The organism is Pseudomonas sp. GW821-FHT09C09 (assembly GCF_059418105.1).
The window spans coordinates 216,351-242,508 of the sequence record NZ_JBWKPF010000005.1 but is presented as its reverse complement, the minus strand read 5'-3'; the positions used below and the strand labels follow the sequence as shown (position 1 = coordinate 242,508).

18 protein-coding genes are annotated in these 26,158 nt (G+C 60.2%); 8 read left to right on the top strand and 10 right to left on the bottom strand.

All coding sequences use genetic code 11. The features are described from left to right. Nucleotide 1 precedes the first annotated feature (1 nt). Both AC07NR_RS17665 and AC07NR_RS17660 read right to left on the bottom strand, forming a co-directional pair. Nucleotides 2–631, bottom strand: a complete 630-nt coding sequence (locus AC07NR_RS17665) for a flavin reductase family protein (protein WP_114885139.1) — start codon at nucleotides 629–631, stop codon at nucleotides 2–4. A 128-nt stretch (nucleotides 632–759) separates the two neighbouring features. Beyond that, nucleotides 760–1,077 carry a hypothetical protein gene (locus tag AC07NR_RS17660; protein WP_114885136.1) on the bottom strand — a complete coding sequence of 106 codons (318 nt, stop codon included), beginning with the start codon at nucleotides 1,075–1,077 and terminating at the stop codon, nucleotides 760–762. 347 nt (nucleotides 1,078–1,424) lie between these two features. Here AC07NR_RS17660 and AC07NR_RS17655 point away from each other — a divergent pair, with 347 nt between their 5' ends. Further along, the gene (locus AC07NR_RS17655) at nucleotides 1,425–2,183 is read left to right on the top strand and encodes a COG4705 family protein (protein WP_119427823.1); all 759 of its coding nucleotides are present in this window, start codon (nucleotides 1,425–1,427) and stop codon (nucleotides 2,181–2,183) included. A gap of 62 nt (nucleotides 2,184–2,245) precedes the next feature. Here the strand turns inward: AC07NR_RS17655 and AC07NR_RS17650 are convergent, their stop codons facing one another. From AC07NR_RS17650 to AC07NR_RS17625, 6 genes are all read right to left on the bottom strand, one after another. Further along, nucleotides 2,246–3,565, bottom strand: coding sequence for an MFS transporter (locus tag AC07NR_RS17650; protein ID WP_114885132.1), 1,320 nt, complete (start codon nucleotides 3,563–3,565; stop codon nucleotides 2,246–2,248). 165 nt (nucleotides 3,566–3,730) lie between these two features. Next, on the bottom strand, nucleotides 3,731–5,059 hold the full coding sequence (locus tag AC07NR_RS17645; RefSeq protein WP_248739221.1) for a sigma-54-dependent transcriptional regulator: 1,329 nt from the start codon (nucleotides 5,057–5,059) through the stop codon (nucleotides 3,731–3,733). Further along, a complete protein-coding gene (locus tag AC07NR_RS17640; RefSeq protein WP_248739220.1) occupies nucleotides 5,059–6,819 on the bottom strand; it encodes a sensor histidine kinase in 1,761 nt (586 codons plus the stop codon). Before AC07NR_RS17640 ends, AC07NR_RS17645 begins: the two co-directional genes overlap by 1 nt. 297 nt (nucleotides 6,820–7,116) lie before the next feature. After that, nucleotides 7,117–9,867 (bottom strand): RHS repeat domain-containing protein, encoded by a 2,751-nt coding sequence (locus tag AC07NR_RS17635; RefSeq protein WP_495079059.1) that lies wholly within the window; start codon nucleotides 9,865–9,867, stop codon nucleotides 7,117–7,119. After that, nucleotides 9,864–14,321 (bottom strand): SpvB/TcaC N-terminal domain-containing protein, encoded by a 4,458-nt coding sequence (locus AC07NR_RS17630; RefSeq protein WP_495079058.1) that lies wholly within the window; start codon nucleotides 14,319–14,321, stop codon nucleotides 9,864–9,866. The genes AC07NR_RS17635 and AC07NR_RS17630 overlap by 4 nt, the downstream gene beginning before the upstream one ends. Before the next feature lie 152 nt (nucleotides 14,322–14,473). Next, a complete protein-coding gene (locus AC07NR_RS17625) occupies nucleotides 14,474–15,997 on the bottom strand; it encodes a fumarate hydratase (RefSeq protein WP_007960181.1) in 1,524 nt (507 codons plus the stop codon). A 441-nt stretch (nucleotides 15,998–16,438) separates the two neighbouring features. Between AC07NR_RS17625 and AC07NR_RS17620 the strand changes: the two genes are divergently transcribed. The 3 genes from AC07NR_RS17620 to AC07NR_RS17610 are packed head-to-tail and all read left to right on the top strand — an operon-like array spanning nucleotide 16,439 to nucleotide 19,252. Further along, on the top strand, nucleotides 16,439–17,545 hold the full coding sequence (locus tag AC07NR_RS17620; protein WP_134827912.1) for a GGDEF domain-containing protein: 1,107 nt from the start codon (nucleotides 16,439–16,441) through the stop codon (nucleotides 17,543–17,545). Next, a complete protein-coding gene (locus AC07NR_RS17615) occupies nucleotides 17,538–18,473 on the top strand; it encodes an iron-sulfur-binding ferredoxin reductase (RefSeq protein WP_495079057.1) in 936 nt (311 codons plus the stop codon). The genes AC07NR_RS17620 and AC07NR_RS17615 overlap by 8 nt, the downstream gene beginning before the upstream one ends. A 29-nt stretch (nucleotides 18,474–18,502) precedes the next feature. After that, entirely contained in the window at nucleotides 18,503–19,252 is a 750-nt protein-coding gene (locus AC07NR_RS17610) for an enoyl-CoA hydratase-related protein (RefSeq protein WP_495079056.1), read from the top strand. Nucleotides 19,253–19,307: 55 nt separating this feature from the next. Here AC07NR_RS17610 and pyk read toward each other — a convergent pair whose 3' ends face one another. Continuing rightward, a complete protein-coding gene (gene pyk / locus AC07NR_RS17605) occupies nucleotides 19,308–20,759 on the bottom strand; it encodes a pyruvate kinase (protein ID WP_085697206.1) in 1,452 nt (483 codons plus the stop codon). A 171-nt stretch (nucleotides 20,760–20,930) separates the two neighbouring features. On the opposite strand from pyk, the gene AC07NR_RS17600 reads away from it, so the two are divergent. Both AC07NR_RS17600 and AC07NR_RS17595 read left to right on the top strand, forming a co-directional pair. Then, nucleotides 20,931–21,314: a tetratricopeptide repeat protein gene (locus tag AC07NR_RS17600; protein WP_085709591.1), complete on the top strand. Its 384-nt coding sequence runs from the start codon at nucleotides 20,931–20,933 to the stop codon at nucleotides 21,312–21,314. Between the two features lie 216 nt (nucleotides 21,315–21,530). Continuing rightward, complete coding sequence (locus AC07NR_RS17595; protein ID WP_119427833.1) at nucleotides 21,531–21,890, top strand: PilZ domain-containing protein; 360 nt, start codon at nucleotides 21,531–21,533, stop codon at nucleotides 21,888–21,890. A 114-nt stretch (nucleotides 21,891–22,004) separates the two neighbouring features. Here AC07NR_RS17595 and AC07NR_RS17590 read toward each other — a convergent pair whose 3' ends face one another. After that, complete coding sequence (locus tag AC07NR_RS17590) at nucleotides 22,005–22,406, bottom strand: DUF6124 family protein (RefSeq protein WP_495079055.1); 402 nt, start codon at nucleotides 22,404–22,406, stop codon at nucleotides 22,005–22,007. Nucleotides 22,407–22,891: 485 nt separating this feature from the next. Here AC07NR_RS17590 and AC07NR_RS17585 point away from each other — a divergent pair, with 485 nt between their 5' ends. Both AC07NR_RS17585 and AC07NR_RS17580 read left to right on the top strand, forming a co-directional pair. After that, nucleotides 22,892–23,962, top strand: coding sequence for a hypothetical protein (locus tag AC07NR_RS17585; protein ID WP_495079054.1), 1,071 nt, complete (start codon nucleotides 22,892–22,894; stop codon nucleotides 23,960–23,962). Between the two features lie 527 nt (nucleotides 23,963–24,489). Next, nucleotides 24,490–26,049 carry an Ig-like domain-containing protein gene (locus AC07NR_RS17580; protein ID WP_495079053.1) on the top strand — a complete coding sequence of 520 codons (1,560 nt, stop codon included), beginning with the start codon at nucleotides 24,490–24,492 and terminating at the stop codon, nucleotides 26,047–26,049. Nucleotides 26,050–26,158 lie beyond the last annotated feature (109 nt).

Below are 26,158 nucleotides of genomic sequence, written 5' to 3'. Positions count from 1 at the left end.
TTTACTTGACGGCGCCCGGGCGCCACATCTTGAACAATGCCTCCGGCCCCAGCTGGAAGTAATCCGCCGGCCCGCCGCCGCGCAGAATCGGTTCTGCGGCGGCGGTGTCGTAGATCCCGTCCTTCAACAGCCATTTGGCGATGTGCACGGCGACCACTTCGCCGAGCACCAGCCAGCTCGGCACCGTCTCGCCGTCGGCGCGCTGCAACTGAATGATCTGCGTGACCTTGCACTCGAAGGACACCGGGCTTTCGGCCACGCGCGGCACGGCAATCACCTTCGACGCCACCGGCGTCAGGCCCGCCAGTTCGAACTCGTTGACCTCCGGTGCGACCGCCGCGCAGCTCTGGTTCATCTGCTCGGCCAGCGGGCGGGTCGCGAGGTTCCAGACGAACTCGCCGGTCTGCTCGATGTTGTTCAGGCTGTCTTTACGCCCGACGCTGGAGAACCCGATGATCGGCGGAATGTAGTTGAACGCGTTGAAAAAGCTGTAGGGCGCCAGGTTCAGCTTGCCCTCGGCATCCTGCGAAGAAATCCAGCCGATGGGGCGCGGACCGACGATAGCGTTGAACGGATCGTGGGGCAGGCCGTGGCCGTTGGCCGGTTCGTAGAAATGGATGTCATCGGGCATGGCGGGGTGTTCCTGAAGGCTTTTATAAGCGGCCAATAGTGCAAGTCCGGTCCGCGAAGATCAAATCCCGACCTTTGGAAATGAACAAGCCCGGCAATGGCCGGGCTTTGGTGTTTGCATTCTGCCGATCAGCTGATGGCAGCGGCGGTACCGGTTTTATCGAAACCGTCGGCTGCGATGGCAGCAGCGGTGCCGGTCTTGTCGAAGCCGTCGGCTGCGATGGCTGCAGCGGTGCCAGTCTTGTCGAAGCCATCGGCAGCAACCGCTTTGCCGACGTTGGTTTTATCGAAACCATCGGCAGCGTAGGCGCCCGAGTGGCTGGTTTCGATGGCGGCGCTGGCGCCGTTGATGAAATCGGCGGATTTGGTTTTGTCCGAGCCATCGGCGGCGAAGGTGTTGGCGGCCAGTACGGACAGGGTCAGGGCGAGGATCAGTTTGGTTTTCATGGTCGTTCTCCAGATTCGATATTCGTTGGCGGTGTGTCTTGCATGGGACTCATGGTACGCCAACTAAGTTGATTAAAAAGCGCAAAATAATGCTAAAAACAATCGATTAACTTGATGTTAAGGGCGACGCATTCAATTCGTCTCGTCGTGGGAGCGAGCGACGCGCAGTCAATCGATCAGGTAAGTGCAGGATGCGGCAGGGGCATTAACCGGTGATTAATCGCCGCTTTTGGCGTGTGTGACAGATTTTTCATACATTCCCGACCGGTTTTTCACCCTCGTAACGCCAGTCTGCCGGCGGCCAGAAAACCAAGAACCGGCCGTCACACACTGGAGCTTTACCTGCAATGAACAAACTGCCTCAAATCACCCTGGCCTTCTGGGTCATGAAAATCTGCGCGACGACCCTGGGGGAAACCGCGGGGGATTTGCTGTCGATGACCTTGAACGTCGGCTACGCCATGAGCTCGCTGATCCTGATCAGCGTGTTCGTCCTGACGCTGGTCACGCAACTGATGTCCAAGACCTACAAGCCGCTGCTGTACTGGATCGTGATCCTGTCGACCAGCACCGCCGGCACCACCATGTCCGACTTCATGGACCGCACGCTGGAGCTGGGCTACGCCACCGGTTCCATGATCCTGATCGCGATCCTGCTGGCGATCTTCGCGGCGTGGCGCCTGAGCGGTGATTCGCTCAACGTCACCAAGGTGCAGAGCTTTCGCGGCGAGATGTTCTACTGGATGGCGATTCTGTTCTCCAACACCCTGGGCACCGCGCTCGGCGATTACCTGGCGGACGACTCGGGCCTGGGCTTTGCCGGTGGCGCGCTGTTGATCGGCTCGGCGATTGCGGTGGTGGTACTGCTCAAGTACTTCACGAAGATTTCGTCGGTGGCGCTGTTCTGGGTGGCGTTCGTGCTGACCCGGCCGTTTGGCGCGACCCTGGGCGACCTGATGACCAAGTCCCATGAGAAGGGCGGTCTGGACTTCGGCACCATCGGTTCGTCGGCGGTGCTGGCGGGGATTCTGCTGGTGATGATCGTGGGCGCGTCTTATGCGCAAAAGCGTTATGGCGGCAAACAGGGCGTTGCCGAATTGTCCTGATCGGGAGATCGGACAGGAAAGAAACGCGCGAAGGTCTTGCACCTTCGCGCGTTTTTTTGCGATCAGTCAGTGACGATGCGCGAATGTTTCTGGGTGTCTTTCATGGTGATGTACACCAGCAGGGACACCGCGATGCACGCGGTCACGTACCAGTAGTAACCGGTTTCCATGCCGATGCTCTTGAACCACAGCGCGATGTATTCGGCGGTGCCGCCGAAGATCGACACGGTCAGTGCATACGGCAGGCCGACGCCCAGGGCGCGGATTTCGGTCGGGAACAGCTCGGCCTTCACCACGGCGTTGATCGAGGTGTAGCCGCTGACGATGATCAGCGCCGCCATGATCAGGAAGAACGCACCCCACCAGGTCTGGATGGTGTGCAGGGTCATCAGGATCGGCACGGTGAAGATCGTACCGAGCACGCCGAAGGCGATCAGGATCGGGCGACGACCGATCTTGTCGGACAGGCCGCCGATGATCGGTTGCAGACACATGAACAGAAACAGCGTGGCGGCGGAAATGGTGGTGGAATCGGAGATGCTCATGCCGACGGTGTTCACCAGGTATTTCTGCATGTAGGTGGTGTAGGTGTAGAACGCCAGCGTACCGCCCATGGTCAGGCCGACCACGGTGAGCAATTCCTTCGGATGGCGCAGCAAGGTGCGCATGGCGCTTTCCTTGGACTTCTCTTTCTTGGTGAACGACTCGGTTTCTTCCATGCCGCGACGCAGGTACAGCGCGACGATTGCGCACAGCGCGCCGATGGCGAACGGAATACGCCAGCCCCAGGCGTACAGTTGCTCGGTGGTGAGCATCTGCTGCAGCACGATCAACACGCCCAGCGCGATGAGCTGGCCGGAGATCAGGGTCACGTACTGGAAGCTGGAGAAGAAACCGCGACGCTCCTTGGTCGCCATCTCCGACAGGTAAGTGGCGGAGGTGCCGTATTCGCCACCGACCGACAGGCCTTGCAGCAGACGGGCGAACACCAGCAGGATCGGTGCGCCGATGCCGATGGTTTCGTAGTTGGGGCTCAGGGCAATCAGCAGGGAGCCGAAGCACATCAGGTACACCGAGGCCATCAGTGCCTTTTTACGTCCGACCTTGTCGGCGTACAGGCCCATCAGCCAGCCACCGATCGGACGCATCAGAAAGCCCACGGCGAAGATCGCGGCGGTGTTCATCAACTGGGCGGTGGTGGAACCGGCGGGGAAGAAAGTCTTGGCGAAGTACAGCGAGAAGGCGGCATAGACGTACCAGTCGTACCACTCGACCATGTTGCCGACAGAACCGCTGAAGATCGACTTGATGCGACTGGCGGTGGTTTTTTCTTTGACCGGCACGGCAGCCGACCCAAGAGGCAGGGCGTTGGAGTTATCCATTGAAGGATCCTTCGTTTAATTGTTTTTGTGGAGCGCGTTGAAACGCAGCCTGCGGGGGCTATAGCAGGAGCTGTGCCAACGGGGAGAGGGCCGGTTTAGAGGGGGGGGGGAGATGGGGTGAGCGGGATTTTGCCGATGGACCGGAATGAATGAGCGGATTTCCGCTCATTCAGGTACGAACATTTCCCGGGTCAGTCCATGTCGCTGCATCTTTTCATTAAACGTGCGACGCGGCAGTTGCAGCTCTTCAAGTACGGCTTTCACATCTCCCTTGTGCCGGGTCAACGCCGCCCGCAAACACTGCGCTTCAAACGCCTCCTGCTGCGCCGCCAGCGACTGGCCCGGATCGATGCCCTGCACCGGTTCATCCAGTCCCAAGACCTGCCGTTCGGCGACGTTCGCCAACTCGCGAACGTTGCCCGGCCAGTCATGACTCAGCAGGTGGCTCAATTGCGCGCCACTGAGCGGCGGGAAAGTCCGGCCCAAGCGCTGGGCGGCGCTCTGGGCGAAGGACTCGAACAACAACGGAATGTCTTCCCGACGATCACGCAACGGCGGCAGGCGCAATTCGGCGACGTTCAGGCGATACGCCAGGTCTTCGCGAAAACGCCCGGCCCGGGCTTCATCGAGCAGATCCGGTTTGGTCGCCGCAACAATGCGCAAGTCCACCCGAATGCTCTGGTTCGATCCCAGCCGCTCCAGTTTCTGTTCCTGCAACACCCGCAGCAGCTTCACTTGCTGGGCCAGCGGCATGCTTTCGATTTCATCGAGGAACAGCGTGCCGCCGTCGGCGTATTCCAGCTTGCCGATGCGCTTGCCGGAGGCTCCGGTGAACGCGCCGCTTTCATGCCCGAACAACTCGGCTTCAAACAATTGCTCGGGGATCGCCGCGCAGTTCAGTGCCACGAAGGGCTTGTCGGCGCGCGGGCCGAAGTCGTGCAGGCAGCGGGCGACCAGCTCCTTGCCGCTGCCGGTTTCGCCACGGATCAGCACGTTGACCGGCAGCGTCGCCAGATCCAGCACCTGCCGGCGCAGGGTCTGCAAGCCACGGGATACACCGAGCAGCGTGGCATCGAGTTTCGCGCGATTGTCGGCCTGTTCGTGCAGGGCGCGGTTTTCCAGCACCAGACGACGCTTGTCCAGCGCCCGGCGCAGACTGCCGAGCAGGGTCTCGGGGCTGAAGGGTTTTTCCAGAAAGTCATAGGCGCCGTCGCGCATGGCTTCGACCGCCATCGGCACATCGCCGTGGCCGGTGAGCAGAATCACCGGCAGGTCGGCATCCCGGCGCTGCACCTCGGCCAGCAGTTCAAGACCGCTGAGGCCGGGCATGCGCACGTCGCTGAGAATCACCCCGGCAAAATGCTTCGGCAGCGCCGCTAGGCATTCCTCGGCGCGGCTGAACAGTTGAACCTCGAAACCGGAGAGGCTCAACCATTGTTCGACGGCACTGCGAATACTGCTTTCGTCATCGACCACCATCACGCGATTGAGCATCAGAGGTGCGCCTCCAGATCGATTGGCAGGGTCAAGCTGAACACCGCGCCGTTGTCGCCGTTCTCGGCGCTCAGGCGCCCGCCGGATTCGTGGACGATGGCGAAGGATACTGCCAGTCCGAGACCGAGTCCGTCACCCACCGGTTTGGTGGTGAAGAACGGATCGAATACCTGACCCAGATGTTCTTCGGCGATGCCGCCGCCATTGTCGATGACGCTCAGGCGCCACAGTTGTTCGTCGGCCTCCAGGCGGATTTCCAGACGCTTGCACGGTTTGCCTTGCATGGCGTCGAGGGCATTGCGCAGCAAATTGATCAGTACTTGTTCGAGACGGATCGCATCGCCGCGCACCCAGGCCGGACGGGTCAGGTGCAGCACCAGGCTGACCTGTTCGTCGCGCATTCTCGCATCCAGCAATTGCAGGGCCTGATCGACCACTGTGGCCAGATCCAGCCGCTCGCGCAAACCGCTGGGGCTCTTGCGGGCGAAGGTTTTCAGGTGGCCGGTGAGGGCCGCCATGCGCGTGAGCATTTCATCCACCGGTTTGAGTGCCTTGTAGGCGTCATCGACCCGGCCGTGATCGAGCAGCAGCCTCAGAGTTGCAAGCTGCATGCGCTGGGCGGTCAGCGGCTGATTGATTTCGTGGGCCAGCGCGGCGGACATCTGCCCCAGCGCCGCCAGTTTTGCCGACTGCACCAGACCGTCCTGTGCAGTGCGCAGATCCCGGGTGCGTTCCTCGACCAGTTGCTCAAGCTCTTCGCGGCTGCGCTGGCGCATCTTCGCCAGACGCCAGCGCTGGTTGAGGAACAACAACAGAAACACCAGCGCCAGCCACACCCCGGCCGCGGCGAGCCCGGCATTGCGCTGGTCTTCGAAGGACAGTTGCGGGCGTCGCAGCAAGTGCAGGGTCCAGCCTTCGGCGGTCAGCGGCAGGGATTCCCACAGGTAATCCGCCGTGCCCTGCGGAGCCTCGACACGGCGCAGATCGCTGTTGTCGTCGAAGCGGCGCAGGGACAGATGAGTCAGCGGCACCAGCGACTGCTTGTCGTATTGGCGGGTGGCCTTGATCTCCCGATAGTCGGCCGGGGTCAGCGGATGCAGCAGGCGATAGCGCCACTCGGGCTGGTTGGCGATGAAGACGATGCCCCGGGCATCGCTGACCAGCAGGGTGTCGTTGCCATGGCTCCATTCGCGCTCAAGCTCCGGGAACTCCAGCTTGACCACCATCGCCCCGAGGAACTCGCCGTTGTCACCGAGCACGGCGCTGGACAGAAAATACCCGGGAATCCCGCTGGTCACCCCGACCGCGTAGAAACGCCCGGTGCCTTGGGTGCGGGTCTGACTGAAGTACGGGCGAAAGCCGTAGTTGTGGCCGACGTAACTGCTGGGCAGACGCCAGTTGCTGGCCGCCACCGCGAGGCCGGTATGGTCGAGCAGTTCCAGCGTCGAGGACTGCGCCGCTCCGTTGATCTTTTCCAGCTTCAGATTCAGCGCAGCCTGCTGTTCGGCATCCACGGGACCTGCCAGCGCCGCACGCAATTGCGGGTCCAGTGCCAGCACGGCAGGCAGGGCGCGATAGCGGTCGATCAGGGTGTGCAGCGAATTGGCGTACAGCGCCAGCTGCTGGTTGGCCCGCGCGGCGTCTTCTTCCAGCGCCTGGCGCTCGGCATGGCGGATCGCAAGCGTTGCAGCAAGGGCGGCACCGGCGATGATCAGCAGGGTGTACAGCGACAGACGCAGGGTACGGGAAGTCGCGAGCATATGAAGTATCAGGGCAGGTCGGGGCGAGCACGATAGCATGCACAAGCTGACTTCTTGCTACGTACCTTCCGGATCAGAGATTGCGTATACCATCAACTGATTGTCGTAGGTCGTGAGCCAGTAATTGCCCTGTGCATCCCTGCGATGAAGTTCTTCTACCGACTGACCAGGCAACACCATGCTAATGCCGGTATCGAAGCGATCACCAAAGGGGTATTTCGATGTGTTTGGGCGTCCATTATTGCCACTTGACCATAGTTTCACCTTTACATGCCCGGTTTGATCACCTGTCGGTTGTTACTTGTTCCTCTGTTTGTATGCGGTCTGCCTGCCATAGGTTTTGAGCATTTGCTTTCTGTCATCGACAACGTACAAGGCTTTCTCAGTGAGTGCGTGCAGATTGTCGAGTCTGACTGTTCTGGCTTGTTGAGTGCCGACTCTCCCTTGCCCCAGATCGAGTAGATGATCAACATCCGAGTTGTAGAACTCGATGACCTTAAGCTCGCTGAAGGCTATTTGGCCGGCATTGGATACTCTGACAATTTTCTCACGCAGTGCGTCGAGTGCGTTCAGGTGGGCTTCGATCTCTTGTGAAAACATGCCTTCCTCGGCCCTGATTCCCTGTTCTGCCACTTTCGCGAGTTCTATCAACTCTCCGACTCCGTAGAGTTGTGATCCCCCGGTGGCGGAGATGGCATTGACCGAGGCTTCGATGGCGTCCTTTGGCTCAAAAGATCTGACGTGCATGAAAGCATCGAGGGGACCACTTTCCACGCCCCTCGCCTGTTGCGAGATTGATTCAGCCGATATATCGGTTTTGCGGGGTATCAGAGGGTTGGAAACGTCCTGAAAGTTTGAAAAGGCCATATCGACCAGTTCAGCGGAACGTTCAGCGGTGAAGTTGCCGATGGTCAGACCCTTGAGTTCACCTATCATAGATGAATAAGGATCTCCTCCGGCTAATGTTTCCACCGCACTGAAAAGATCGTTTGTGGAGAACCAACTGGCAAGGACCTTCGCGACTTGTACGACAAATTTTGCAGTTATGACGGTACGGAACCGACTCCGACTCGAAAGGTTGTCAATCTGTCGTTCGAGAATATCCATTTGCCTGTTGGCTGCACTCAGGAAGTTCACCGAGTAGTCAGCCTGCCTTTTCAGCTCGGCAGGCGTCCTGGTCTGCCCGTTAGTGTCGACGTATGTCATCGGGTTGTTCCCGACAAACACATACCGATTCAATCCGTCCGCATCCTCCACCGGGTCGGCGCTCACCCAGCGACACAACCACGGCGCGTAATACCGCGCTCCGTAGTAATAGAGCCCGGTGACATCCATTTCCTTGCCCGAATAGCGGATGAATTTGTAGTCCGCTTCGATCTGCGAGCGGGCAGCCATCGTCGCGGTGTTGCCAAAGGCGTAGTAGCTTTCGCGGCTGATCACCTGCGCCCGTTGATCAATCTGCGTCACGCTCGATCCCAAGTGGTCGGAATGGGAATAACACACCTGATCAGCATCGATACCGGGTGGTTTTCCCGCGACCCAGTGCAGACACATCACCTCGCCGACACCGGTGGCGACGGTGATCCGGTGTAACTCTTCTCCGCTGCTTTTGGTGCGGACTTCCAGACTCCCCACGTAATGCACTTCAGCGATATGGCTGACTGTGCTGGCGTGGGTTTCATTGCGTTTGTAGACCCTTGCGCCCTGACTGTAGTGATACCGCTCCTGGTCGGGCGGACCGCTGGCATGATCCACGAAGATCAGCGACTCCAGGTGATTGCGGCTGGTCCAGTTCATCGGCTGGCCGGGTTGCAGGGCCAGCAAATTACCGGCGCGGTCGAACAGGGCGCTGAAGTCAGGTGCCGGGTCCCCCGCTTTCCAGCGCACACCTCGATTGCTGGCAGGGTCGATGAACATCTCGCGGGTGTAGGTGTTGCCGTCGCGTACGTGGGTCAGTTTTTTCAGGTTGTTGCCGTCGTCGTATTCGAAAGACTCGACATAGTTGCGTCGGTCTTTGGGATCGGTGGGTTGCGGCCGCCCGGGGTTATCCGTGGGCGGGGCGTCGCTGTAACCGGTGGCGCGGGTCAGGCGGTACACCGAGTCATAGCCAAATGTGCGTTCACCGTCGACCCGCTGGTTGCGGAAAAACGTCGGCGTGTAGGTGTGATCGATGATGCGGGTGACGTTTCCTGCGGCGTCATATTCATACTCGAAATCCTGAATCGCCGGCTCCGAAGCCTTTTGCGCGTACTGTCGAAGCAGACGTCCGTCGGCCTCGCGGTAATGCCAGTGGCTGGTCACGCCATTGCCGAGGCGCTGTTCGATGATCTGGCCGGCGGCGTTGTAATCTGCGCCGTTCAAAATCGGCTGCACACTTTGCCCGCTGAGTTGCAGTTGCACCTGAGCAAGCTGCCCGGCGATGTCGAAGGTTGAATGTTGGATATGCCCGCCGGCGTCCGTGGCTTGCAGCAGTGCACCGATGGCGCTGAAACGCTGACGGCCGGCGCAGATCTTGCCATCCTCGAAGGTGCGGATTTCTTGCGTTGACTGGTCACGCATGTTGAAGCTGTTGAATTGCACCGTACCCGATGGATCGCTCAGCGCCGTCATTTGTCCGCGCAGGTTGTGCGTCGGATCGGCCGAAGCCGTTTCATAGCTGAACGTTTCGAAGCCGGTTACCCCGTTTTCTGTGACGCTGCGCAGACGCAGTTGCGGGTCATAGCTCATCTCCCGGTGATTGCCGTTCGTATCCCAGCCTTGCAAAAGCTCACCGGCCAATCCTGGCAGGGCAGTATTTTCGCCACCGTCGACATTGCGGGTCTTGAGCGCCGTGCCGTCCAGTCTGTGCAAGGTCGTTGTATTGGGCGTTGCCAGACGCGGATCCCGCTGTGCGATCAGATGGCCGGCAGCGTCATGTTGCAGTCGGCTGATGAGCGCTCGCACGGCTTCCCCGGCCACCGTGCGCAGGTATTCGATTTGTCTGACGGCTTCGCCGCGAGGGCCGATTACCGACATCACGGGCGTGAGATGGTGCACGCTGGCGTTCATGACTTGACCTGTTTTGCGGGTTTTGCAGGCGCCGGTCTTTTTGCAGGCCTGGCCAGTGGCGGTTCTTGCGTATCGTTGTAGTCGTAGTTGAGAGTGAACCACGGATTCAGGAGGACGTATGCCAGATGGCCAAGGGCATTGATCGTCTTGATCGGCCGGCCCAGGGCGTCGTAGAACATCCGGTCGTGGTAGCCGTGCTTGCGCAAGGCGCTGTCATTGATGCAGCGATGGGTGTTGAGGAAATAAGAGCGGTAGATCCGAATGGTTTCACCCTTGTGGTTGTATTCCACACGACCCTGGACTCGCCAGCGTTGAATGGCCGGCAATTCGATCGGCTTGCCGTCGGTGCCGGTTGCGAGATTGTCCTCGAGGGTGGCTACAAACGCATCGCCCGGCGGGACGAGCTGTTTGCTTTGCAACTCGCGACCGAAGCCATCGACGTAGCTGATCGTCATCTGAATCTGTTGCAGCGAGTCGGTGTGATAGCGGTCGGCAACCAGGTTCAGGCTGTGCACTGGTTGTCTGAGACCGGTGCGGATGATCTTGAGCAGAGCCTGCTCGCTGGCCGTGCGTTTTTTGCGTTGGTTCAGCCAGCGCAGCGCCGATGCGCGTATGCGGCCATCGGGCAGGATCAGGCCCTTGGAAATCCATTCCTTTTTTTTGCGCGACAGCGTTTTGCGCGGGAGTGACGGCATCCAGCTGAACAGCTCGGTGCGTACCACGCTGGCGGCGGATGCCAGCACGGTTTTCGGATTGGCCAGGGCGAACTCGACACTCGTATCAGACTGCGGCGGGTAAGCGGACAAAGGCGCGAATCCCGCCGGCAATCCATCTTCGCTGCCATGAAAGCTGTGCACCAGGGGCTGACCGCCTGCGTCGTAGAGAACCTCCTGAATGTTCTCGTTGGGGTCGGTGACACTGAACGGCTGCAGGGTGTGCATGTCGTAGGTCACTGACGTCACACAGCCGTCCGGCAGGGTGATGGCAATGGTCAGCAGGTGGTCTGCATCCCAGGTGATGTGCGTCACACCGTGGCTTGCGGTCTGTTGCACCTCGGTGACGCGGTAAAAACCGCTGGCACTGGCGTAGGTGAAAAAGCCGCTTTGCGCTGACCACAGGTTTTGCAGCAGATCCTGTGCAGGGTCCTCCGGGAAGAACAGCTTCATGGGTGTGTAGCCGATCTTTGTCAGCTCGTCCCGGATGACTATCGGGACGTCGTCGTAGGCCTCAAGGGCCTTTTTGTCGAACACGGCCTGCTCGGTCGGCCCGGCCAGCGGCGGGTAGAGCATTTTGCCGGCGGATTCCAGATACGTGTGTTGCGAGAGTGAGGTCAGTTCCCGCGCGGCTTTCCATTCAGCGCTGTCTTTATGCTGCTCGAAATTTTCGAAACTGATATCCGCCGCTCGCAGCCCGCCCGGCAATGCGCCCTTGGGCAGTCTCATTGCGTTGCTGCGCTGGCGCCAGGGCAAGCCGAGCAGCCAGTGGCCGTCAGTGATCAGGTGAATGAAGGCGGCGAGTGATTCCGTCAGATAAAAGTACTGTTGTTGCTCATCGTGACTGTCCACCCAGGCCCGAAGCTGGTCTTCTCGGTCGAAGGGCGGCTTGTCCGTCCCGGTGCGACGGCGAGCACACGCTACCGTGAAACCGTGAATCAATTGGCCGTACTCGTCCCACGCCAGGTTGACCCTGTGCTGACAGTTCGGATCGTCCATGAAGCGTTCATATTGGTGGCTGCGGGTTTCCTGTTCGAACACCAGCAAACTGGACGGGTTGCCCTTGGTCACCCGCACCCGATAGCGAAATTCGCTCAGGGAGAACAAGCGTTCCGGGGCGGGATCATCCGCCTGACAGACCTCGATGCGCAGCGGACGACCGGCCAGGGCGTAGGCGATTTCGCGATTGTCGTCGGCCTTGCGCCGCTTGCGAATACTCTCCTTGCAGCGTTTGGAATCGAACGTTGAAGTGACGGTGGAACCCAGCGGCGTGATTTCTTTGTCGAGTGTGCAGATACCTTTCAGGACGGGGTCAGTGCATTGGCCGGTATGAAACCAGTGCGTCACCTTAATCGGCGCCGTATGGCCTTCTTCGGCCTTGCCAGGTTCCAGTTCACTGTCGATTTGACAGACCCGACCGAAGCCACGGAACTCACGTTCGAAACCGTCGTAGTAACCGTCCTGATAGTCGAATGACTGCTTCAAGCGGTTGCCGGTTATTTCATCGAGTTGCTCCAGCCAATGGAGCACCATCTGAGGAAACGGCAACTCGCTGACCGGATGCCTGTCAGCCATCAACTCCCGGTGTTTCTCATCCAGCCAGAATTGCGCACTGCTGCGATGTTGCAGTGTGGCGCTGTAGCCCATGTTGTTATTGCAGCCGGTGAGCAGGTACGGCCGTTTGCTGACGAAGTGATACACCCAGTGCTGCGGTGTCATGTGCGGCTTGGTGAACAGCAGGCTGGCGCAACCGATGCCTTGCAGGTCGGCGAAGGTCACCTGGCAGAGGTTGTCGTAGCGAATGCCGGTGGGCCATGGCACACGCTCGGGTGTCAAGACCAGGCCATTGCCACCCTGGTTGAACCAGATTTCGAAGTAATCCGAAGACAGGTAAATGAAGGCCGGGGCGCCGGAGCCGTCCAGATCGGCGATGCGCACCCGGTCCGCATCGAATTCGCCATGGTCGAACGGCAGGTCGCTCAGTTTGAAACCCTCTGCAAACCGACCATGTCCGAGGCTGGCCCAGCAGCGGATTTCATCGTGGCGGATCCGGCACAGCTCCATGCCACTGGCGCCCATACCGCTGAATGACACCAATTCGCTACGGGCGTTACTGAACAGCGGCAATCTGTCCGGGGCATGGGGCACATCCTGGCCGGGGGCGAATCCTTTCTCCCGCACATTGGCATACACCCGCACGCTGTTCGGGCCTATCAGGGCCATGGAATCCAGACCATCGCCACTCAGGTCCCCCAGTTGCGCCAGTTGATGGAAGAACTCCACAGGGAACTGGCTGAATGGTTTGAACAACGACCAGGTGCCATCCGGGTTGAGTGTGTAATACCCGCTGCCGCCGGATTGTGCGACAACCCAGTTCAGATGCCCGTCACCAGTGAGGTCGATCAGGATCACGACCACGGGCTTGCTGCTGTCGGCATTCGGGATCAGCGGCAGCGGTGTCCAGGGGCCGTAGACGATTTCGTCCGTACCGTGCGTGCCGCGCAAGGGCTCGCGGTAATACCAGGCGCCGTCGTACTGGCAGAGAAAGCCGGGCACGCCTTCGCCGTAAAGATCGACGCAATGGTAGGGCTGGCCGTCGTTGAGGCCGGGCATGTGATCGAGTGGCAGGAAGGGTTTGGGGGTGGTGTCGAGTATCAGCGCTTCATAAAAATATTCGAGGGGCGGCATGTGCTTGACGCGTCCTGTAGCGTCATAACTCATGTAGTGCGCGGCTTTCAGGTGGTTGTACCGGTGCAGTGTGGGTTCGTGTTCCAGCAGCAGTCGATTGACCAGCACCGGCGTGGGGCCGGTGTGGTTGAACAACAGAAACTGCCGGCACAGGCGCCGGGTGCCGACTTCAAAACCATAACGATGCATACGAAACGGGTCGGAACGCACCGTCCAGGCATCCTCGTTGGCGGCATACGGTGGAACATCGTCATATCCGGCGACGCGTTCGCCGTAGTCAACGATCAGTCGGAACAGCCAGTCGAGTAATTCGGGTTGCGCGTGATCAAGGCAATACAAATCGGTACTGGCGTTTTTGTTGTAATAACAGATCTGGCGCAGGTAGCGTTGGGCGCTGTAGTCAAAACGGGCGTCAGCGGTTTTGTCGTCGGTCTTGTACTGGTAAAAGATGTTTTCGCCCACGGGGTTCCTGACTTCCACCAGCAACCACACTGCGATAAGGGTTGGGTCCGCCGGGTCATGGATGCAGGCATCCAGGGTGTTGCCGTAGCAATACTGAGAGCCATCGGCGCCAAAGACCACCCAGAACCCATGGCCGCCACCGGTGGGGGTCCAAAGCTCGTAGCGGGTGAAGGTCGTTTCCAGGCGCGGAATGTAGAGCACCACGGAATAGGTTTTGGCGTTCCTGCCTTTACCGCGTGTACGCTTTTTGGCCTTGATCTTGCCGCGCGTCGTCAGCTCGGGACGCAGGTCGGTGCCGTCGGCCTGCATGACATCGGTGGCTTCGTACTTCGGTACACCCTTGCTGGTCTTGCGCGAGATGGCGGGCAGCGGCAGATCCCAGCCAAGTCCGCACTTGCCGTTGCCCGCGTTGCTGTCGTAGACCAGCTGCAACTCGGGATTTAGCGTGCGCGCATTCAGGATCGGAAGAGGCAGGGTATAAGAGCGCTGCCCGGTCGCACCGATCTCCCCCCAACTGCGTCCATTCGTTGCAATGGACGCAGTCTTGGCAATGGAGGGAGGGGTGACGAGCGCATCTGCATCCGGGGTCATGGCGACGCAACCTGAAGATGTCGAGGTGTCACGCTAGCAGAGCGGCATGCGCCAGGCACCTGTCAGATCTGACAGGTGCCGACTGACGGCAGACGAAAAAAAACCGGACGGTCATCGCTGACCGCCCGGTTTTTTACAAGCAGCTGAAACGCTTACTGCACTTCCACCGCCAGGCTTTCGCTGATCTTCTGCTGCCAGATCGCAGGACCGGTGATGTGCACCGATTCACCTTTGCTGTCCACCGCGACGGTGACCGGCATGTCCTTGACCTCGAACTCGTAGATCGCTTCCATGCCCAGCTCGGCAAACGCCAGCACCTTGGACTTCTTGATCGCTTGCGCCACCAGGTAAGCGGCACCGCCGACAGCCATCAGGTACACGGCCTTGTTGTCCTTGATCGCGTCGATGGCGGTCGGGCCGCGCTCGGACTTGCCGATCATGCCCAACAGGCCGGTCTGCTCGAGGATCTGACGGGTGAACTTGTCCATCCGCGTCGCGGTGGTCGGGCCAGCCGGGCCAACCACTTCGTCACCGACCGGATCAACCGGGCCGACGTAGTAGATGAAGCGACCTTTCAGGTCTACCGGCAGGGTTTCGCCCTTGTTCAGCATCTCGACCATGCGCTTGTGCGCGGCGTCGCGACCGGTGAGCATCTTGCCGTTGAGCAGGACGGTTTCGCCCGGCTTCCAGCTCTGCACGTCTTCCGGGGTCAGGGTGTCGAGGTTGACGCGACGGGCCGACGGGCCGGCTTCCCAGACGATTTCCGGGTAGGCGTCCAGCGGTGGTGCTTCCAGCGAGGCCGGGCCGGAGCCGTCGAGCACGAAGTGCGCATGACGGGTGGCGGCGCAGTTCGGGATCATGCACACCGGCAAGGAGGCGGCGTGGGTCGGGTAATCCATGATCTTCACGTCGAGCACGGTGGTCAGGCCACCGAGGCCCTGGGCGCCGATGCCCAGCTGGTTGACCTTCTCGAACAGCTCCAGACGCATTTCTTCGATGCGGTTCTGCGGGCCACGGGCTTTGAGCTCGTGAATGTCGATGGACTCCATCAACACTTCTTTCGCCATGACGGCGGCTTTCTCGGCGGTGCCGCCGATGCCGATGCCCAGCATGCCCGGCGGGCACCAGCCGGCGCCCATCGTCGGAACGGTCTTCAGCACCCAGTCGACGATCGAGTCGGACGGGTTGAGCATGGCCATTTTCGACTTGTTCTCGGAACCGCCGCCCTTGGCCGCCACGTCCACTTCCACGGTGTTGCCCGGGACGATGGAGTAATGGATGACCGCCGGGGTGTTGTCCTTGGTGTTTTTACGAGCGCCCGCCGGGTCGGCGAGGATCGAGGCACGCAGGACGTTTTCCGGCAGGTTGTAGGCGCGGCGCACGCCTTCGTTGATCATGTCGTCCAGGCTCATGGTCGCTCCATCCCAACGCACGTCCATGCCCACACGCACGAACACGGTCACGATGCCGGTGTCCTGGCAGATCGGCCGGTGGCCGGTGGCGCACATGCGCGAATTGATCAGGATCTGCGCCATCGAGTCACGGGCCGCTGGCGATTCTTCGCGCAGGTAGGCTTCGTGCATCGCCTGGATGAAGTCCACGGGGTGGTAGTAGGAAATGAACTGCAGGGCGTCGGCAACGCTCTGAATCAGGTCGTCTTGCTTGATCACGGTCATGAGTCGCGCTCCTCTAAAAGACGGGAACATTCAATAAGGTGCCTGCGGCTTGGGTGCATCGGTCGGTCGCAGACACCTTTCAAGGCACGCCGGGGCTGCTGGCGCGACGCTAAAAAGGCGCGGCAGTATACCGCGCCTCCCCGGTGGTGACACGCGCCGGTAGTCATTCGTTGGTCGCATGGCGGGAGCCGGTTGTCGTGGTTTTCCGGATGCGTGTCCGGCTCGCGGTTCCGGGGCCGTGAAGGCCGACAAAAAATCACGCGCGGCCGGTGCTTTTGGCGGGCGCTCCGGGAAGCCGGGAGGGGCGGGCTCAAGGGCTTTTTTGACGCCAATTATCCGGCCCGAAAATCAATGGTCATTTATCGACTGGGCCACTAAAGTGGCAGCCGGTCTGTAGAGTAGGACACTCGGTCAGCCTCTTATCGCACGGTGAGTCAACGATTGACCCATAACGCCATTCAACGTCTTTTGCTCAAACGCTTCGCCCTCGCTGCAGCCACCTATGGATTGGCCTTGCTGCTGCTGTGGCTGGCGTATTTCACCGGACACTACGAAGATTCGCTGGCAGGCGTCGCCGTCGGCAGCGCCCTGGTGGTCATCAGCCAGGCGACCCTGTTCGCGGTGTTTTTCTCGGGCGCCAACCTGCGCTTCTCCGATCCGAGCCTGACCGAAGCGCAAGTGCTGCTCGGCCTCGGCTGGCAGACGTGGCTGATCGCGCATCTGCAAGAAGCCCGGGGCGAGTTCCTGGTCTTCTATGTGCTGATCCTGCTGTTCGGCCTGTTCCATCTGTCGCGGCGGGCCTTCGTGCGCTGCGCGATGCTGGTGTTTTTCAGCTTCTGCGCCATCACGTTGTGGGACGGTTACCACTTCCGGTTGCATGATCCGGCACTGTCCGCGTTGCAGGCCTGCATCCTGCTGATCGTGCTGGCATGGCTGGTGATCTACGCACGCTTCGTCCAGACCTCGCGGCAACGCATGCGCCAGCGGCGGTTTGCCTTGCAGGCGCATCAGGACACCTTGCGCGGGATGATGCGCCAGCTCGAAGATCTGGTGGCCACCGACGAACTGACCGGGCTGTTCAACCGCCGGCATTTCCTGCGCCTGGCCACCCGCGAATTGAACGCGATGGAGGCGGACGTGGTGCATGGTCTGGCCCTGATCGATCTCGACCACTTCAAACGTATCAACGACCTGCACGGCCATGCTGCCGGCGATCAGGTCTTGCAGGCGTTCGCCGGCGTGGCCGGAGCCTGTCTGCGCGACGGCGACGTGCTGGCGCGTTATGGTGGTGAGGAATTCGTGGTGCTGCTGCCCGACTGCAACGCGGAACGCCTGACCGCTTGTTGCGAACGGCTGCGCATCGCCTTTACCGACGTCGAACTGGTGGGCCTGAATGTGAAAAACCTGAGCCTGTCCGCCGGCATGACCCTGCTGGAACTGGGCGATGATCTGGACGACGCCTTGCAGCGCGCCGATCAGGCGCTGTACCGGGCCAAGCGTGACGGGCGCAACCGTTGCGCCGCCGCGTGGGAGAACGTCGATGCCTGAACTGCGGGTCGGTGAACGACAATGGTCGGTGGCGGCGGGCAGCAACCTGCTCGACACTCTCAATCAGAACGGTGTGGCGGTGCCTTACAGCTGCCGCGCCGGCAGTTGCCATGCCTGCCTGGTGCAATGTGTGCAAGGCTTGCCCGCCGACAGCCGCCCGGATGCCCTGAGCGCCGAGCAGCGTGATCAGGGCTGGCGGCTGGCCTGTCAGTGTCAGGTGATCGAAGACTTGCAGGTGCATACCTTCGATCCCGTTACCGATGGTCGCCCGGCCTCGGTCGAAGCGCTGGACTGGCTCGGCGACAGCGTGTTGCGGCTGCGCCTGACACCCCAGCGACCGCTGCGCTACAGCGCCGGCCAGCATCTGGTGTTGTGGGCCGGCCACATTGCGCGGCCGTATTCGCTGGCGAGCCTGCCGGAGGAAGACCGCTTTCTTGAGTTCCACCTGGATTGCCGCCAGCCCGGCGAATTCAGCGATGCCGCGCGCCGCTTGCAGATCGGCGATCCGATCCGCCTCGGTGAACTGCGCGGCGGCGCGCTGCATTACGACCCGGACTGGCACGACCGGCCGCTGTGGCTGCTCGCCGCTGGCACCGGCCTCGGCCCGCTGTTCGGTGTGTTGCGCGAAGCCTTGCGCCAGGATCATCGGGGCGCCATCCGCGTCATTCACCTGGCCCATGATGCCGACGGACATTACCTGGCCAAACCCCTTGAAGCACTGGCCGCACAGCGGGAAAACCTCAGCGTCGAATTATGGACGGCGGCCGAGTTGCCGGGCGCTTTGGCGCAACTGCGTCTTGTCTCCCGACAAACCCTGGCTTTAGTCTGCGGCTCGACTGCCAGCGTCGACGCGTTTGCCAAGCGTCTGTTTCTGGCCGGACTGCCGCGCAATCAACTGCTGGCCGATGTCTTCCTGAGCCGTGGTTGAGCGCTGACCTTTCAGACGCGAGACCTGCCATGCCCGAAGCCATCCTGCTGCCCCGCGAACGCGGTTTGCTGACCCTGCGCCTCAACCGCCCCGACAAGAAAAACGCCCTGACCCGCGCCATGTACAGCCAGTTGGCCGAAGCGCTCAAGCAAGCCAATCACGACCCCGAGATCAACGCCGTGCTGATCACTGGCAGCGCCGAGTGCTTCACTGCCGGCAACGACATCGCCGATTTCATCCAGCAACCGCCGAGCGACCTCGACAGCCCGGTGTTTCACTTCATGCTCGAACTGCTCGAATGCCGCAAACCGGTGATCGCCGCCGTGGCCGGGGCGGCGGTGGGGATCGGCACGACGCTGTTGCTGCATTGCGATCTGGTGTACGTGGCGCGGGATGCGCGGTTGCGCATGCCGTTCGTCAATCTCGGGTTGTGCCCGGAATTCGGCTCCAGCCTGATCCTGCCGCGCTTGCTTGGGCAGGCCAAAGCGTCGGAATTGTTGCTGCTGGGTGAAGGTTTCACCGGCGAACAAGCGGCGCAATGGGGGATCGCCACCGAGGCGCTGGGCAGTGGCGAAGCCGCGTTGGCCAGGGCGCGGGAGATGGCGCTGCGGTTTGACGAGTTGCCGGCCGAGGCGGTGCGGATCAGCAAGCAGTTGATGCGGGCGCCGGATCGCGAGTTGATCCGCAAGGTGATCGAGGAGGAGGGCGCGCTGTTTACCCAGCGGCTGAGGTCGCCGGAGGCCTTGGCGGCGTTGACCGGGTTCATCAAACGCCATTAATGAAAAAGCCCCGCCATTCACATGGCGGGGCTTTTCGTTTTCAGCAACCGGTCACTCAGACCTGCGGGTCGCCCACGTGCAGGATCTTCATGCCGTTGGTGCCGCCGGTGGTGTGGTAGCTGTCGCCCTTGGTCAGGATGACCCAGTCGCCTTTCTCCACCACGCCGCGCTTGACCAGCTCGTCGATGGCTTTCTGGCTGACTTCGTTCGGGGCCAGCGAAGCCGGATCGAACGGCACGGTGTACACGCCACGGAACATCGCCGCGCGGGCCTGGGCTTCGCGGTGCGGGGTGAAGCAGTAGATCGGCACCGACGAACGGATACGCGACATGATCAGCGGGGTGTAGCCGCTTTCGGTCAGCGCGATGATCGCCTTGACGCCCGGGAAGTGGTTGGCGGTGTACATGGTCGCCAGCGCAATGCTCTCGTCGCAGCGCTCGAATTCCTTGCCGATGCGGTGACTGGAGGTCTTGCTGGTCGGATGCTTTTCAGCGCCGACGCAGATGCGCGCCATCGCCTGCACGGCTTCCAGCGGATACGCGCCGGCAGCGGATTCGGCCGAGAGCATCACGGCGTCGGTGTAGTCGAGCACGGCGTTGGCCACGTCGGACACTTCGGCGCGGGTCGGCATCGGGTTCTGGATCATCGACTCCATCATCTGGGTCGCCACGATCACCGCCTTGTTGTGGCGGCGTGCGTGCAGAATGATTTTCTTCTGGATGCCCACCAGTTCGGCGTCGCCGATTTCCACGCCCAGGTCGCCACGGGCAACCATGACGGCGTCGGAAGCCTTGATCAGACCGTCGAGGGTTTCGTCGTCGGCCACGGCTTCGGCGCGTTCGATCTTCGCCACCAGCCAGGCAGTGCCGCCGGCTTCGTCGCGCAGTTGACGGGCGTAGTTCATGTCGGCGGCGTCACGCGGGAAGGACACGGCGAGGTAGTCGACTTCCATTTCAGCGGCGAGCTTGATGTCGGCCTTGTCTTTCTCGGTCAGGGCCGGAGCGGTCAGGCCGCCACCGCGACGGTTGATGCCTTTGTGGTCGGACAGCGGACCGCCGATGGTCACCACGCAGTTCAGCTCGGTGGCGGTGGCGGTTTCAACGCGCATTACCACGCGGCCGTCGTCGAGCAGCAGCTCGTCGCCCACGCCGCAGTCCTTGACCAGGTCCGGGTAGTCGATGCCGACCACTTGCTGGTTGCCTTCGGTCAGCGGATGGCTGGTGGAGAAGGTGAACTTGTCACCGATCTTCAGCTCGATGCGCTTGTTGGCGAATTTGGCGATACGGATTTTCGGGCCTTGCAGGTCACCCAGCAGGGCGACGAAGCGGCCGTGCTTGGCAGCCAGGTCACGCACCAGCTTCGCGCGAGCCTTGTGCTCGTCGGGGGTGCCGTGGGAGAAGTTCAGACGGGCGACGTCCAGGCCAGCCAGAATCAGCTGTTCGAGAACTTCCGGCGAGTTACTGGCCGGGCCAAGGGTAGCGACGATTTTGGTACGACGGACGGACATGCAAAGACTCCTCAGGTTCAAGCGCCAGCGAAGGCTACTATGCTCGAAGGGTGTAGTCATTGTTCGTTTGCACTACTTACGATTTTCTTTTTTGAACGCGACAATCGGCGCAAACGGCTCTGAAGATTTCTCACAATGGGTCGATACAGAGCACAAGACAGGAGAACCCCCATGCGATTGTTGCCCATTGCCGCCCTTGCCCTCAGCGTCCTCGCCGCTTCGGGCTGCACCCGTTGGTCGATGAACCATCATCTGAACAACGCCTACAGCGCCTATGACCGGGGCAATTGCGAGCAGGTGATGCTCGAACTGTCCAAGGTCGAACGCGCCAGCCGCGCCCGCCCTTATGTGTGGCCGGAAGTGTCGATGATGCGCGGCCAGTGCCTGGAACGGCAAAAAATGTTTGTCGACGCGGCGCAGACCTATCAGTTCATCATCGCCTCGTACCCCAACAGCGAATACGCCTACCGCGCCCGTGCGCGTCTGGAAACCCTGCAGAGCCTGGGCCACTACCCGACCCGCAGCGCCGCCGTGGTGCCACCCGCCCGCTTCTGATGGCGGTTGTCATACAAAAGCTGGCCGGCTGTACAAGGTGAGCTATAGTCGAATGACACCGGTGCAGATGCATTCTGTACCGGCGCAACACCTGCGACCGGCATGAGCAGTACGTGGCGAGCGCCACACCGGAAGCGGGGAGAGCGGGCCTGTCGGGCAGGTTCGTTCCGAAGCACAGTGCGGCCCGTTTGCCGGGCCATGCATGGCGATACGCTCATGTTTACCGACCGTCGAATCGAACGGCACCAGTTGCCGTATTTTCTGCGAGTGTTCAACAGCGTCACCGACAAACCCATCGGCTTTCTGGGCAACGTCTCCGAAGACGGGCTGATGCTCATCAGCCAGTTGCCGATGATGATCGGTGCCGAATTCAAATTGCGTCTGAAGATTCCCGTGGGCGACGGTTGCCAGCAGGTGATCGACCTCAGCGCCTGCTGCCTGTGGTGCCATGAAGACGCCACGCCCCGGCATTACGACGCCGGTTTCAGCCTGTTTCGCACGCCGCCGGAATACGGGCAGCTGGTCGAGGCGTTGAAGCAGTACTTCAGTTTTCAGCCGTTGCCGGCTTCGGCCTGATTCAAATCCGCCAAAAGCATCGCGGGCAAGCCCGCTCCCACAAGGACACCACTAATCCCTGTGGGAGCGGGCTTGCCCGCGAAGGCGTCAGTACTGACACCTTCTATTTAACGGCTAGCCGATAGCAATCGCCCGCTCGTTATCCAGCGTCTTTTCCGCCAGCAACAACCCCATCTCGCTCAACTGATAGATCGCCATCGCCAGGTGTCGCGGCTTGTCGTCCAGGCTGTCGGCCAGGTCCAGCAGCAGAATGCTCACCGAAGAAAAGGTTTCGTAGGTCTGGATGGCGATCGCCTCGGAATTGATCTCGGGATCGACCTTGAACATCTGCATGCCGCGATCCACGGAGTTGCGCGGTTTTTCGGCCTTGGGATTGAGGTAGAAGTCGAGGGCCTTGTGGGCCGCGTCGTGGAGTTTCTTTGAATCGATTGAAGCGTAGGGGGAGACCGGATCGGGTTGATCGGTCGGGTCCTTTGGATCGGTGTCCGAAGGGGGATTTGGAACTGGCTTCTTCATGTATTTCGTACTCGTCGTTATGGCCACCATTGGCTCGCGACTAAACGAGAAAAGGGTGGCGGCTGTAAGCAGGTTAGTCGACCGGCGAGTACGAGAACCGGCGCGCCCGAGAGCGCCCTGCGAACAGCCACCATCGAGTGCGGGGATAGGGAATACCCGACTGGATGACGCTTATGCGCATCGTACTGAAGCCGGGCGACTAAACCCGGCCGCTGATTGGCAGCGACGGGGATCAAGTTACGGGGCAACGCCAAGGCGCACAAGCCGGCGGATTCTGAGTGATTTGTAGGCAATGGCACAAGGCGTCGTAGCCCGTTGTTACGACTTGCAGGACGCTGCCGGAGCGGGCTGTGGGAAGAGTTACCGCTTGTCGGGACTGTCAGATTTTACAGGTGTCGGAAGTGGCTGGTTCTGGTGCTCAATGGTTCAAGTCCGCTGGTATCGATGCCGGATGAGTATCAGGAAATTGTTTCGAGGAAGGCCGTATGGAAAAGCATGAAGGAAGTATCGGTGAAGATGGCGATCAGGTACCCAGTGACGGATCCTCAACTCAGGCCTCGATACCGGTCGGGTCTGAATTTGTAGAGTATGTCGTGCGTGCTGGTTTCAATGAACCTGGAAATTGGTTAGAGGCTAAGGTACAGGTAGCATTCCGTTCCGATGGATCTCAATGTACCTGCAAACTCATTGGATACAGAGCCAAAAATAATGGTAAAGGAAACGGGAAACTGTATTTAAGTTTCAACAGCCGCAATTCGTGGGTGCACCAAAGAGGCGACTGTGTGCAGGACGGCCAGTGGCATGCAATCAATGGCCAGGGGTCGATTTATTCAGAAAACAGACGTTTCAATCTCCTGTTGCGCTGTACGTATTACGTCAATGGCGCGGGTGATAAACCTTTTAGCGATGTCATCAATGAATACGCGTTCTCGCCCATACGACCCATCATTGACCCGACCAAGAACTTTACTGACTCATCCTTCAAAGTAACCGGCACTAAAGGGGTCCAGGCTTATTCTCTGCGCGTTTACAAAAGTTATGAAATGTCAACAAGTTTTGCCAGTATTGCAGCAAACGGAAAATGGTGGGCTGATATTCAAATTCCTTCTGGTGTAAATCAACTGAGTCTTACTGCTGAGCATCTATATGGACAATGGGGATCCGGTAAGTCAGACAATCGTTACCTGTATCGGGCGGCTCTTACTTCACCGGCAGCAGGTACAGTAGTGCCTTTAAAAAATCTCGTCTTCGGTGGAATCGCTGCGCCCAATACTTCAGTGAAAGTTGTCCTGGGGGGCGTCGGAACTCCCCTGTCTGCCTCGGCCAATACAGGTGCAGGAAGCAGTTGGCAGGCATCTGTGCTGGCAAACCTGACTCTGGGCAGTGGCAATTTGTCGGTGACGGCTGAAATCGATGGCGCGCAGAATTACACCAATCATTACACCATTCAGATACTGGGTTATCCGGTTATTACCAACACCCCATTGACTGTACCGCTGGGCTTCACACTGACAGGCCGTAACCGTCTGCCCGGTGCCACTCTGACGCCTACATAGGCCCCTCGAACACGCAAGTTGGAACAGCAGGGGCGGCGACAACGGATACGTTTTCCATCACGACAAACTATCTGGATCCGGGGGCTCACGCGCTCACGGTGGAGCAGTTCCATTCAGGCAAGGGGTCCGGGCGTAGCGCGGCCGTCACATTCAATGTCAAACCAGAGCCGCCTGTGGTTACTTCCACCATTACAGGTGAACGAGTCAAACTGCATGGCACCGGTTTCAGGGGCGGACAAGTCCATTTTCATCAGCCCGGGAACGCTAATACTCCTTTATTCAGTGTTGATATCAAGTCGGACGGCACATTTGAATACGATGTACCGCAGTCTCAGTTGCCGGGGGCTCTTCATTACTCCTGCCGGCAAAGTGTTACCGGCGTCGGGACGGCGCGTATTTACAGTGATGGGTGGGTTCAGCTACGCACCAACGTCCCTACACCAGTTCCAACACAACTGTCTAGCTCTCGAAACGGTCACAAACTGACGTTTTCGGGCCGTGGGCAGAACTGGGGCACGAGCCAGGTCGTGGTGGTCATTTACAATAACGGCGTGGACATGCGTCCCGGGGTGCCTGCCGGTACTGTCACAAACCAGGCGTGGTCCATTGTTTCCGTCGCCGACTTCGCCCCTGGAAATTACAATCAACTGACCGCCAAAATGTTGGTCAACAATGAGTATTCGCAGTCTGCGCCGGTCCCTGCGGTCATCATCCCGTCGCCCCCGCCGTCACTTACCCCCATCATCGCACCTACCGACCAACGTCCGCGGATCAGCGGCACTATGTGGAGTGGCTCGAAGGTCGAGGTACAGATCAATGGAGGGCCAGCCAAAACCGCTACCACAACGGGTGCCAGTTTCTATCTGGACGCCACGTCTGATTGGGCACCTGCTACTTATACGGTCAGCGTGACAGCGGAATTCGGTGGGCAAAAGTCCACCCCGTCCACACAATCGCTCACCGTTCGCGCACCGCAGCCGAAAATCCTTACCACCGGAGCGGTTCCGCTCCAGGCAATCATCAGCGGCGAAGGCTGGCCGGGCTGCCGGGTCAGGATCTTCACGACCATCGGCAATCGGGAGCTGGGCGCAGATAACGTGAAGTCCGACGGCAAGTTCGAGATCGCCCTGTTGAAACAGGCTGTGGGTGATCAGACCTTGTTTGCCGTGCAGTACCAGTCGGATAGTCCTGCAAACGCATCGGTCGAGAGTGTTCGTGTTGCGGTGAAATTCGTCATGCCGACGGCCGACATCACAGTTCCGCCCGAGGGCGGTCCGACGCCGCGAGTGTCGACGTTCAGCGGCACGACGACTGCACGCAGCGGAACCGTCGAGTTGTGGATTGGAGACGCGTCGCTCCGCACCAATATTGCGATAACCAACGGCATCTGGAGCGCGCCCGGTATCAATCTGGCCACAGGGCCTAAAGCAGTAAATGTTTATATTCGTGATGGTGGTGATCTCAGCGCCGCGACCATTCGCAACGTGAAAGTGGTGCCTGAGAAACTGAAGATCGATTCGCCTCTGACGAATCAGTACATCGGTCATCAATTGTGGATTTCCGGGGTCGGTGCATTCCCTGGCGATCAGGTTATCGTCAGGCGACTGCAGACATCGTTGGACTTTCCTCCCGTCACCGTGGATTCACGCGGTTACTGGACGACAAGTGTCCGGCACGATATGACCGCCAGCAGTAGAGTCGTTGCCATCGCGCGAGCCGGAACCGGGCTGGATTCCGAAACGTCTGACCAGATCATTCCCAAGTTGCTGCATACAGCCCCCCAAATCACACAGCCTCAGGCAGGCGACAGGGTCGGCACGAAGCCGGTTTTCTCAGGACGGGCCAGACCAGATGCGACGGTGACCATTGCTCAATGGTTCAACAACACGAACGTACTGGCGACGGCCAAGGCCCGTGCAGATGGCTACTGGGAGGCGCAAAGCACTGTTGCGTTGGCCGAGGGTGGGGGCTGGGTTCTGGTGCGCGATACGCTGAACGGTCAGCCTTCGGAATGGCGCAGGAGCGAGCGTTTCGAGGTGCGGGCGATGACTGCTGCTCCCGCTCCGTCGTCGATTCAATACCCTTGAACCGACACGACTTCGGCTGAGCTTTTGACCGAAACCTTTCAGGCCCTCCCTTGAGGGCCTTTTTTATTCCAGCTCATCTCGCATCAAAATCCCGACCAGTGGTCGAAAA

Coding starts and splice junctions, on each gene's coding strand:
- AC07NR_RS17615 (WP_495079057.1), top strand. CDS start 17,538: ATGCCTGAACTGCGGGTCGGTGAACGACAATGGTCGGTGGCGGCGGGC.
- AC07NR_RS17640 (WP_248739220.1), bottom strand. CDS start 6,819: ATGCTCGCGACTTCCCGTACCCTGCGTCTGTCGCTGTACACCCTGCTG.
- AC07NR_RS17660 (WP_114885136.1), bottom strand. CDS start 1,077: ATGAAAACCAAACTGATCCTCGCCCTGACCCTGTCCGTACTGGCCGCC.
- AC07NR_RS17600 (WP_085709591.1), top strand. CDS start 20,931: ATGCGATTGTTGCCCATTGCCGCCCTTGCCCTCAGCGTCCTCGCCGCT.
- AC07NR_RS17625 (WP_007960181.1), bottom strand. CDS start 15,997: ATGACCGTGATCAAGCAAGACGACCTGATTCAGAGCGTTGCCGACGCC.
- AC07NR_RS17645 (WP_248739221.1), bottom strand. CDS start 5,059: ATGCTCAATCGCGTGATGGTGGTCGATGACGAAAGCAGTATTCGCAGT.
- AC07NR_RS17595 (WP_119427833.1), top strand. CDS start 21,531: ATGTTTACCGACCGTCGAATCGAACGGCACCAGTTGCCGTATTTTCTG.
- AC07NR_RS17610 (WP_495079056.1), top strand. CDS start 18,503: ATGCCCGAAGCCATCCTGCTGCCCCGCGAACGCGGTTTGCTGACCCTG.
- AC07NR_RS17630 (WP_495079058.1), bottom strand. CDS start 14,321: ATGACCCCGGATGCAGATGCGCTCGTCACCCCTCCCTCCATTGCCAAG.
- AC07NR_RS17635 (WP_495079059.1), bottom strand. CDS start 9,867: ATGAACGCCAGCGTGCACCATCTCACGCCCGTGATGTCGGTAATCGGC.
- AC07NR_RS17585 (WP_495079054.1), top strand. CDS start 22,892: ATGGAAAAGCATGAAGGAAGTATCGGTGAAGATGGCGATCAGGTACCC.
- AC07NR_RS17650 (WP_114885132.1), bottom strand. CDS start 3,565: ATGGATAACTCCAACGCCCTGCCTCTTGGGTCGGCTGCCGTGCCGGTC.
- AC07NR_RS17590 (WP_495079055.1), bottom strand. CDS start 22,406: ATGAAGAAGCCAGTTCCAAATCCCCCTTCGGACACCGATCCAAAGGAC.
- pyk (WP_085697206.1), bottom strand. CDS start 20,759: ATGTCCGTCCGTCGTACCAAAATCGTCGCTACCCTTGGCCCGGCCAGT.
- AC07NR_RS17655 (WP_119427823.1), top strand. CDS start 1,425: ATGAACAAACTGCCTCAAATCACCCTGGCCTTCTGGGTCATGAAAATC.
- AC07NR_RS17665 (WP_114885139.1), bottom strand. CDS start 631: ATGCCCGATGACATCCATTTCTACGAACCGGCCAACGGCCACGGCCTG.